Here is a 9,149-nt window from a genome sequence, read left to right on the forward strand (position 1 = left end):
CCCCCGCCAGGGGGAGGTGGCAGGCGCAGCCTGACGGAGGGGGAGGACGGCGATGCCCTTGAGCCTCCTTCCGCGATGCTTCCTCCCCCTCCGACGCCTTCGGCGCCACCTCCCCCTTGCGGGGGAGGATTGACCGGCCACCCTTTCCTACAGCCCCCCGCCTGTGTCATGGCTTGACCACAATGTCCGCGACCACCCCATCTCAACTGCAACGGCACTGCGCCACCGTCGCGCTCCGGTCGCCCACCCGCCCAGCCACCATCGCTTCCCGGACGCAAACCGGTCGCCCACCGGTTGTCAGCCTGTCGCGTGGCCGTTGCGCGTCGGTCGCCCCGGTGTCGCTCCCGTGTCGCGTCGGTGTCGCGTCACCGTCCCAAACCCGCCCGCTCGCGGTCGCTTCACCCCTACACACCCCCATTCTTGTCAGCATCGTCCGGACAGCCGCGCCATGAGCATCCCCCGCATCCTCATCATCGCCGGCTCCGATTCCGGCGGCGGCGCGGGCATCCAGGCCGATATCCGCACGGTCACCATGCTCGGCGGCCATGCCACCACCGCGATTACCGCGATCACCGCGCAGAACACGCTCGGCGTCACCGCCATCCACCCGGTGCCGGTCGATATCGTGCTGGCGCAGATCGACGCGGTGACCTCCGACATCGGCTGCGACGCGGTGAAGATCGGGATGATCGGATCGGCGGAGATCGCCCATGCCGTCGCCGACCGGCTTGAGGCGCTCGATTGCCCGATCGTGTTCGATCCGGTGATGATCGCCACCAGCGGATCGGTGCTCGCCGACCCCGAAACCATCGCCGCGTTCGAACGGCTGATGACGATCGCCTCGGTCGTCACTCCCAACCTCCCCGAACTCACCGCGCTCGGCGGGCGCCAGGCGGTGCTCGGCTATGGCTGCCACCTCGCCGAAAAGGGCGGGCACAAGGAAGGGCCGACGATCCTCGACCAGCTCTATGCGCCCAAGGACCGGCTGGTGATGGAGATCGAGGCGGAGCGGATCGATACTCCCGACACGCATGGCACCGGTTGCACCTTCGCCGCCGCGCTCGCCACCGGGCTCGGCTCGGGCCTGTCGATCGGCGAAGCGTTCATTCAGGCGGTGCGCTTCGTCCGCCTCGCCATCCTCAACGCGCCGGGCCTGGGCGAGGGTCATGGCCCGGTCGGCCATGCGCTCGGCATGGTGCCCTTCGACGTGGTCGACGAGGATGGCGATGCCTGATCTGAGCTACGAATTGCGCCACGCGCCGCGCGGTCCGGTGGCGGGAGTGGACGAAGCGGGTCGCGGCCCGCTCGCCGGACCCGTGGTCGCCGCCGCCGTGATCCTCGACCCCGACTGCATCCCGCCGGGCATCGACGACTCAAAGGCGCTGACCGCCGCCAAGCGCGCGGCACTGTGCGAGGCGATCCTCGGCTGTGCCCGCGTCGGCATCGGTATCGCCAGTGTCGAAGAGATCGATCGGCTCAACATTCTCTGGGCAACGATGCTGGCAATGACCCGCGCTGTCGCCGCGCTCGACCTGTCGCCAGCCTATGTGCTGGTCGACGGCAACCGCTGCCCGGACTGGCCCCATGCCAGCGAGCCGGTGATCGGCGGCGACGCGCTCTGCCTGTCGATCGCCGCCGCCTCGATCGTCGCCAAGCATCGCCGCGACTGCATCATGGCTGAACTCGACGCGCTCCACCCCGGCTATGGCTGGGCCAGCAACAAGGGCTACGCCGCGCGCGTCCATCAGGAAGCGCTGCGCACCCTCGGCCCCACCCCCCACCACCGCCGCAGCTTCGCACCGGTGGCACAAGCGGAACTGGATTTTGGCGTTCCGCTACGCGCTGCTTGAGGAACCGCCCTCCGCGCAGGGGGTTTTAGAACATATCGTGAACATAAAGGATTGCATCATGACCGACACGCTGCACAACCCCAAACTGGACGACCACCCCGGTTCGAATACCCGAAAAGGATCCCGATGAATGGGTTTCGGGCGACGATCCAATGACCGGTGCGCAGGCTTCTTACCTGACGACCCTGTGCGAAGAGGCAAAACTCGATTTGCCGGCACCCGATCTCAGCAAGGCCGATGCCTCCAGGATGATCGATGAACTCAAGGCAAGGCTGAACCGTTGAAGCTCTGAACCGAGCCGGGAGATCGCAGTGGAAACGCAACGCCTTTATCGTGGCCGACTGATCGACCATCTCCATCTGGTCGTAGCGGATTTGGATGCGGCGCGACGCTTCTACACGGCGATCTTCGGCGTGCTGAACATCCCGATCGCCGGCAACGGCGACGATTATTTCTGGGCGGACGAGTTGTTCGTCTCCACCGCCGACAGCCAGGCGGCGCTCGGCAAGCTCACCGGCCGCCACCACCTCGCCTTTCAGGCAAAGGACCGCGCCGCGGTCGATGCGTGGTACAGAGCCGGGCTGGCGGCGGGCGGCATCGACAATGGCGCGCCGGGCGAGCGGCCCTATCATCCCGGCTATTACGCCGCCTTCCTGCTCGATCCGGCGGGCAACAATATCGAGGCGGTGTTCCACGGCGAGGCGAACCAGAATGTCGATGCCGTGGTAGTGGAGTTTGATGCCCCGGTCGGCTCGTCCTGACCGTCGCTCTTTGACATGAGGGAAAAGGCCCGCCGCCGCACCTGAGTGCAACGACGGGCCTCCTTTCCTCCCCAGGAACTGTGGAGCGCGAGCCTCAGCGGCTACGCGGCAAACTGATTCATCGTATTGTGGACCCCGCCGGCCTTCAGCGCGGCCTCACCGGCGAAATATTCCTTGTGATCGTCGCCAATGTCCGACCCGGACATGTTCTGGTGCTTCACACAGGCGATACCCTGCCGGATCTCCTGCCGCTGCACGCCCTTGACGTAGCCGAGCATCCCCATCTCGCCGAAATACTCCTTGGCGAGATTGTCGGTCGACAGCGCCGCGGTGTGATAGGTCGGCAGGGTGATGAGGTGATGGAAAATGCCGGCCCGCGCCGCCGCGTCCTTCTGGAAGGTGCGGATCTTCTCGTCCGCTTCCTCGGCCAGCGGCGTACCGTCATATTCGACGCTCATCAGCTTGGCCCGGTCATAGGCCGACACGTCCAGCCCCTCCGCCTCCCAGCGATCGAACACCTGCTGACGGAAATTGAGCGTCCAGTTGAAGCTCGGCGAGTTGTTGTAGACCAGCTTGGCATTCGGAACGACCTCGCGAATCCGGTCCACCATCGACGCGATCTGCTCGATATGGGGCTTCTCGGTCTCGATCCACAGCAGGTCGGCACCGTGCTGAAGGCTGGTAATGCAATCGAGCACGCAGCGATCCGCCCCGGTCCCCTCGCGGAACTGGAACAGGTTCGACGGCAGCCGCTTCGGCTTCATCAGCTTGCCGCCACGGTTGATGACGACATCGCCATTGACGCCCGACAGGTCGGTGACCTCCTCGCAATCGAGGAACGCGTTATACTGGTCGCCCAGATCGCCCGGTTCCTTCGAGTAGGCGATCTGCTTGGTCAGCCCGGCGCCGAGCGAATCGGTCCGCGTGACGATGATCCCGTCATCGACCCCCAGCTCCATGAAGGCATAGCGACAAGCGCGGACCTTCGCCAGGAAGTCCTCATGCGGCACCGTGACCTTGCCGTCCTGATGCCCGCACTGCTTTTCGTCGCTGACCTGATTCTCGATCTGGAGCGCACAGGCCCCGGCCTCGATCATCTTCTTGGCGAGCAGATAGGTCGCCTCGGCATTGCCGAAGCCCGCATCGATATCGGCGATGATCGGCACGACATGCGTTTCGTAGCTGTCGATCGCATTCTGAATCCGCGCCGCCTCGACTTCGTTGCCGGCGTCCCGCGCCGCATCGAGATCGCGGAACATCATCCCCAGTTCCCGAGCATCGGCCTGCTTGAGGAAGGTATAGAGCTCCTCGATCAGCGCCGGGACGCTGGTCTTTTCGTGCATCGACTGATCGGGCAGCGGTCCGAACTCGCTGCGCAGCGCCGCGACCATCCAGCCGGAGAGATAGAGGTAGCGCCGCTTGGTGCTGCCGAAATGCTTCTTGATCGCGATCATCTTCTGCTGCGCGATGAAGCCGTGCCAGCAGCCGAGCGACTGGGTGTAGGCCGCCGGGTCGGCGTCATAGGCCGCCATGTCGCGGCGCATGATCCCGGCGGTGTAGCGCGCAATGTCGAGACCCGTGCGGAACCGGTTCTGCAACCGCATGCGTGCCACCGATTCGGCATCGATGCCGTCCCAGCGGCCCTGCTGTGCGTCGATGGGCTTGGCGGCCCGGGCAATCTCGTCCTGATAGGTCATTGCGTCACCTCGCTTGGATTGCGAGTGTGACTATTCACTCGTTTCGCGGATTTCCGACCAAATCGACGCGCCAACCGGTCGCAAAGTGCGTCAAAGCATCTCAACCCTCGTTGTTTTGTAAATTTATGACATGCAGAGCCGAGCCAGAATCGTCCCCGGCGAGTCTTTTTCGCCACACCCCAAACCTAGTGCCTGTGGATAACTTTCGGACTCAACATGTGGACAAGTCCCGAAATGTTCCGGCAAGTTAACGGAATCCCAAGCCTTTTCGTTAACCAATGTTCGCTTGACGGAGTCCGGCGTTCGTGGCGTTTCACCGGTTCAACGGGGTTTGGAGTGGTTAATGGGGGTCATCGAAAAGGTCGCTGAGGCGACGCAGGCAGCGGTCGAGGTGCGCACCCGCAGCTGGGTCGACGTGCTCCCGCTCGATTCGATCATCCAGCAGGATTGTATCGAAGCGATGCGCGCCCTTCCCGCCGCGTCGGTCGACATGATCTTCGCCGACCCGCCCTACAACCTCCAGCTCGGCGGCGACCTAAACCGCCCCGACGGCAGCCATGTCGACGCGGTGACCGACGATTGGGACAAGTTCGATTCGCTGTCCGCCTATGACGCCTTTACCCGCGCCTGGCTGGCCGAGGCGCGCCGCGTGCTCAAGCCCAACGGCACGATCTGGGTGATCGGCAGCTACCACAACATCTTCAAGGTCGGCTCGGCGATCCAGGATCTTGGCTTCTGGATCCTCAACGACATCATCTGGCGCAAGGCCAACCCGATGCCCAATTTCAAGGGCACGCGCTTCACCAACGCGCATGAAACGCTGATCTGGGCGTCGATGGGCGAGAAATCGAAATACACCTTCAACTATCGCAGCATGAAGACGCTCAACGACGAGCTTCAGATGCGCAGCGACTGGGAATTCCCGATCTGCGGCGGGCAGGAGCGGCTGAAGAAGAACGGCACCAAGGTCCACCCGACCCAGAAGCCCGAGGCGCTGCTCTACCGCGTGATGCTGGCCTGCACCAAGCCGGGCGACATCATCCTCGACCCCTTCTTCGGCACCGGCACCACCGGTGCGGTGGCCAAGCGCCTGCGCCGTCACTGGATCGGGATCGAGCGCGAAGGCAATTATGTCGAAGCGGCGCAGGAGCGCATCGCCGCCGCGCTGCCGCTCGACGAGAGCGCCGTCACGACGATGATGGCGCCGCGCCAGGCACCGCGCGTCGCGTTCGGCACACTGATCGAGACCGGCTATCTCAAGCCCGGCACCGTGCTGAGCGATGCCAAGCGCCGCTGGCGCGCGGTGGTCAAGGCCGACGGATCGCTGCTCACCGATTGCGGCGTGGCCGGGTCGATCCACAAGGTCGGCGCTACGCTGCAGGGCGCGCCCTCGTGCAATGGCTGGACCTTCTGGCACCATGAGGGCGAGGGACGGCTCCAGCCGATCGACAGCCTGCGCCAGACCTATCTGCTCGCGACACAGCCCTGATCCGCGCTAGAGGGGGAGCATGACGATCTCCCCCGCCGCCCGCCTCTACCTCCGCCCCGTTGCGCCGGTCGACAGCCCGATCGGCTATGACGGACAGGTGGCGCGCCTCGCCGGGGGGCTGAGCTGGTTCGCGGCCTATGAGCTGATCGCGGTCGAGGGCGGCCGTCGCGTCGCGCAGCAGCTGGTTCCGGTCGAACGCCTGCCCGGCCTGCTCACCCAGCTGCCCGAGGGACAGGCCGAACGCCTCCGCACCCTCGCCGCCGCCATCTCCGCGCCGCGCCCGATGATCCGCGCGGGCGAGCGGACGCTGCGGCTCGATCAGCCGTTGGTTGCGGGCATCCTGAACGTCACCCCCGACAGTTTCTCCGATGGCGGGAAGCATGGCGACGACGCCGAAGCGATTGCGCAGGCCGGGTTCGATATGGGGCTGGCGGGCGCATCCTTGGTCGATGTCGGCGGCGAATCGACCCGCCCCGGTGCCGAGCCGGTGTGGGAGGGCGACGAGATCAAGCGCGTGATTCCGGTGATCGAACGGCTGGCCAAAGCCGGCGTGCCGGTGTCGGTCGATACGCGCAAGGCGTCGGTGATGGAGGCGGCGCTGGCCGCGGGTGCGCATCTCGTCAACGATGTCGCCGCGCTCGCCTTTGATCCCCGCGCGGTCGAAGTCGTCGCCAACGCCGGTTGCCCGGTGATCCTGATGCACTCGCCCGACCCGGCCCAGTCGCCGCATGGCGGCAGCGGCTATCGCGATCCGTTGATCGACGTGTTCGATTGGCTGGAGGTGCGGGTCGCGGCGGTGGCCGCAAGCGGCGTCCAGCGCAGCAATATCGTGATCGATCCCGGCATCGGCTTCGGCAAGTCGCTCGCCGACAATCTTGCGCTGATGAACGGCCTGACACTGTTCCACGGTCTCGGCCTGCCGATCATGCTCGGCGCCAGCCGCAAGCGGATGATCGGCGCGCTGGATCATGAGGCCCCGGTGGAACGCCGGCTCGGCGGATCGCTGGCACTGGCGCTCAAGGGCGCGGACACCGGATGCCAGCTGCTGCGCGTCCATGATGTCGCAGAGACGGTTCAGGCGGTGCGCGTGTGGCGCGGGATGAAGGACCACGGGCTGGTCGGCCAGCCGCGATGAACCTCAGTTCAGCGGGCCGGGCCGGGTGCGCTGGTCGACATAGGTGCGCTGGACGTTGAACGCGCTGGGCCGCGCGTCGCGGAACCGGTCGCGGCGGCGCTCGGCCTCGGCCGCGATCTTTTCGAGGCTCTCGACCAGATCGTCGAGGTTGCGCCGCTTTTCGCTCGCGGTGGCGTCGCGACACTCATCCATGCACGCGGCGACCAGATCAGGCACGCGGCGGCGGATGACGTTGGCCCAATCGACCGCATCGGTCGCGAGCGGATCGCTGTCGGCGATGGCAAGCAGCCGCGCGCAGCTGGTCCGCGCCGCCGCCACGCGGCTGACCGCCCAATCGGCTTCGCTGGCGGTCAGCGTCCACGCCGCCTCGAGTGGATCGCCCGGATCGTTGGCCTGACTGCGGCGCAGCCGGTACCGATCGAGCTTCGCGCGCAACCGGCGGATGCCGAACCATGCCCCGAATGCCGCGGCACCCGCAGTCACCAGCACCACGGCGATCGCCGCAAGCGCGAGAAAGGCGGCAACGAAGACAAGGAAGCGGAGCATCGCCCGACTATATGGGATCGCCCGCGCGCTTCGCCAGTGTCACAGCGTGTAGCCGCCGTCCGCCAGTAACGTCGTGCCGGTAATCAGCGCCGACTGATCGCTGAGCAGAAACGCGATCTGCTCCGCCACCTCCTCCGCCTTGGCATAGCGCCCCAGTGGCGTCGCCATCGCGGCGAGTTCGGCAAAGGCGGCGTCGCGACCGATCTGTACGACGCGATCGGCGAACATCGGCACCGCGTCCCACACCGGCGTTTCGACCCCGGCGGGCGCGATGGCGTTGACGCGAATGCCGTTCGCCGCCCCCTCCTTTGCCGCAACCTTGGCCAGATGGAGCAATGCCGCCTTGGAACAGCCATAGGCAGCGACGCCCGGCTCGGCCTTGATCCCCGCCGCCGACGCGGTCAGCACGATGCTGCCCCCACGCGCGGTCATCGCCCGCATTGCCGCGCGCAGCGTCAGAAATGCGCCGTCGAGATTGACCGACAGGATCCGCCGCCACTCGGCAAAGTCGAGCGCGGCGATCGCCGCTGCTCCCGCGACGCCAGCATTGACCACGGCGTGATCGATCCCGGTGAGGTCAAGGCCGTCCCAAAGCGCGTCATCCGCAACATCGCCGACGACGCGGTGACAGGTCGTATCAAACTGTGCCGCAGCCAGCGTAGTCGCGTCGCGGTCCACAAGGATGAGCCGCACCGCACCCTCGGCCGCCAGCAGCTGCGCAACCGCCAGCCCGATGCCTGAGGCCGCGCCCGTTACGAGCGCGCAACGTCCTTCAAATCGTTTCGTCATCGCGCTAGCATAGCGGCATCCGACGGTTCGACGAAGCGCCCTCGCCCATGGAGACCAGCATGACGGCATCTGCAAATCGCTATTCGGGCGGCGCGATCTTGCTCCACTGGCTGATCGCCGCGCTGCTGCTCGCCAATGTCGTCATTGCCTTCACGATGGAGGATGTGCGGGGTCTGATGCCGCTGCACAAGTCGATCGGCATCACCGTGCTGCTGTTGACGCTGGTGCGGATCGGGTGGCGACTGACCCATGCCGCCCCGCCGCTTCCCGCAGCTCTGGCGCCATGGGAGCGGCTGGCCGCGCGCGTCACGCATGGCGCTTTCTATCTGCTGCTGCTGGTCATGCCGCTGCTCGGCTGGGCGACGTCTTCAGCCGGCAAATGGGGCACCGGCGCGCTGTTCGGCGTCATCCCCTGGTTCGACCTGCCGCTCGGCAAGTCGGAGGCGCTGAACGAAACGCTGGGCGAAGCGCATGAACTCGCGGCCTATCTGACGATTGCGCTGATCGTCCTGCACGTCGCCGGCGCGCTCAAGCATCAGTTCATCGACCGCAACGGCACGCTCAGCCGGATCCTGCCCGGCCGCTGAGACTCGTCTTTTGAGTTCCGGCACCGGCCCGCTCCCCCACCCGGCCACCCAGCGGCAGCATCATATGGGTGGCCGGGTGGGGGAGCGGGCCTGTGCCGCAAACCCTAAGCCGCGTTCTGGTCGATCCCCAGCTCGCCCAGCTTTCGGTAGAGGGTCGAGCGCCCGATGCCGAGGCGTCGGGCCACTTCGGTCATCCGCCCGCGATAATGGCCGATGGCGAGGCGGATCACGTCCGCCTCGATCTCCTCCAGGGCGCGCAAATTGCCGTCGGGCTTGAACAGGGTGACCCCCGCCC

The 9,149-nt window shown here is 66.2% G+C and carries 11 protein-coding genes; 7 read left to right on the forward strand and 4 right to left on the reverse strand.

Annotated elements, in window-relative coordinates:
* Positions 1-448 precede the first annotated feature (448 nt).
* The 4 genes from thiD (at position 449) to AX681_RS02325 (ending at position 2,611) form a co-directional block, all read left to right on the forward strand.
* Entirely contained in the window at positions 449-1,234 is a 786-nt protein-coding gene (thiD, locus tag AX681_RS02310; protein WP_066655779.1) for a bifunctional hydroxymethylpyrimidine kinase/phosphomethylpyrimidine kinase, read from the forward strand.
* Complete coding sequence (locus AX681_RS02315) at positions 1,227-1,850, forward strand: ribonuclease HII (protein WP_066655792.1); 624 nt, start codon at positions 1,227-1,229, stop codon at positions 1,848-1,850. Before thiD ends, AX681_RS02315 begins: the two co-directional genes overlap by 8 nt.
* Positions 1,851-2,002: 152 nt before the next feature.
* Positions 2,003-2,134, forward strand: coding sequence for a DUF3072 domain-containing protein (locus AX681_RS23480; protein ID WP_443026112.1), 132 nt, complete (start codon positions 2,003-2,005; stop codon positions 2,132-2,134).
* Positions 2,135-2,161: 27 nt separating this feature from the next.
* Positions 2,162-2,611, forward strand: coding sequence for a VOC family protein (locus AX681_RS02325; RefSeq protein WP_066655781.1), 450 nt, complete (start codon positions 2,162-2,164; stop codon positions 2,609-2,611).
* 101 nt (positions 2,612-2,712) lie between these two features.
* Here AX681_RS02325 and AX681_RS02330 read toward each other — a convergent pair whose 3' ends face one another.
* Complete coding sequence (locus AX681_RS02330) at positions 2,713-4,308, reverse strand: isocitrate lyase (RefSeq protein ID WP_066655783.1); 1,596 nt, start codon at positions 4,306-4,308, stop codon at positions 2,713-2,715.
* A 343-nt stretch (positions 4,309-4,651) separates the two neighbouring features.
* On the opposite strand from AX681_RS02330, the gene AX681_RS02335 reads away from it, so the two are divergent.
* A complete protein-coding gene (locus tag AX681_RS02335; protein WP_066655786.1) occupies positions 4,652-5,797 on the forward strand; it encodes a site-specific DNA-methyltransferase in 1,146 nt (381 codons plus the stop codon).
* Between the two features lie 19 nt (positions 5,798-5,816).
* The gene (gene folP, locus AX681_RS02340) at positions 5,817-6,932 is read left to right on the forward strand and encodes a dihydropteroate synthase (protein WP_066655788.1); all 1,116 of its coding nucleotides are present in this window, start codon (positions 5,817-5,819) and stop codon (positions 6,930-6,932) included.
* Between the two features lie 3 nt (positions 6,933-6,935).
* Here the strand turns inward: folP and AX681_RS02345 are convergent, their stop codons facing one another.
* Together AX681_RS02345 and AX681_RS02350 are read right to left on the reverse strand one after the other, a co-directional pair.
* Positions 6,936-7,478, reverse strand: coding sequence for a hypothetical protein (locus tag AX681_RS02345; RefSeq protein ID WP_066655790.1), 543 nt, complete (start codon positions 7,476-7,478; stop codon positions 6,936-6,938).
* A gap of 39 nt (positions 7,479-7,517) precedes the next feature.
* Positions 7,518-8,267, reverse strand: a complete 750-nt coding sequence (locus tag AX681_RS02350; protein ID WP_066681595.1) for an SDR family NAD(P)-dependent oxidoreductase — start codon at positions 8,265-8,267, stop codon at positions 7,518-7,520.
* A 59-nt stretch (positions 8,268-8,326) separates the two neighbouring features.
* Between AX681_RS02350 and AX681_RS02355 the strand changes: the two genes are divergently transcribed.
* On the forward strand, positions 8,327-8,854 hold the full coding sequence (locus AX681_RS02355; RefSeq protein ID WP_082738140.1) for a cytochrome b: 528 nt from the start codon (positions 8,327-8,329) through the stop codon (positions 8,852-8,854).
* 104 nt (positions 8,855-8,958) lie between these two features.
* On the opposite strand, the gene AX681_RS02360 is transcribed toward AX681_RS02355, so the two are convergent.
* Positions 8,959-9,149: helix-turn-helix domain-containing protein (locus AX681_RS02360; RefSeq protein WP_331709977.1), on the reverse strand; the 191-nt coding region annotated here is incomplete at its 5' end.

The sequence above is a fragment of the Sphingomonas sp. CCH9-E2 genome, from assembly GCF_001557215.1.
Taxonomy (GTDB): domain Bacteria; phylum Pseudomonadota; class Alphaproteobacteria; order Sphingomonadales; family Sphingomonadaceae; genus Sphingomonas.

Coding starts and splice junctions, on each gene's coding strand:
- thiD (WP_066655779.1), top strand. CDS start 449: ATGAGCATCCCCCGCATCCTCATCATCGCCGGCTCCGATTCCGGCGGC.
- AX681_RS02315 (WP_066655792.1), top strand. CDS start 1,227: ATGCCTGATCTGAGCTACGAATTGCGCCACGCGCCGCGCGGTCCGGTG.
- AX681_RS23480 (WP_443026112.1), top strand. CDS start 2,003: ATGACCGGTGCGCAGGCTTCTTACCTGACGACCCTGTGCGAAGAGGCA.
- AX681_RS02330 (WP_066655783.1), bottom strand. CDS start 4,308: ATGACCTATCAGGACGAGATTGCCCGGGCCGCCAAGCCCATCGACGCA.
- AX681_RS02335 (WP_066655786.1), top strand. CDS start 4,652: ATGGGGGTCATCGAAAAGGTCGCTGAGGCGACGCAGGCAGCGGTCGAG.
- folP (WP_066655788.1), top strand. CDS start 5,817: ATGACGATCTCCCCCGCCGCCCGCCTCTACCTCCGCCCCGTTGCGCCG.
- AX681_RS02345 (WP_066655790.1), bottom strand. CDS start 7,478: ATGCTCCGCTTCCTTGTCTTCGTTGCCGCCTTTCTCGCGCTTGCGGCG.
- AX681_RS02350 (WP_066681595.1), bottom strand. CDS start 8,267: ATGACGAAACGATTTGAAGGACGTTGCGCGCTCGTAACGGGCGCGGCC.
- AX681_RS02355 (WP_082738140.1), top strand. CDS start 8,327: ATGACGGCATCTGCAAATCGCTATTCGGGCGGCGCGATCTTGCTCCAC.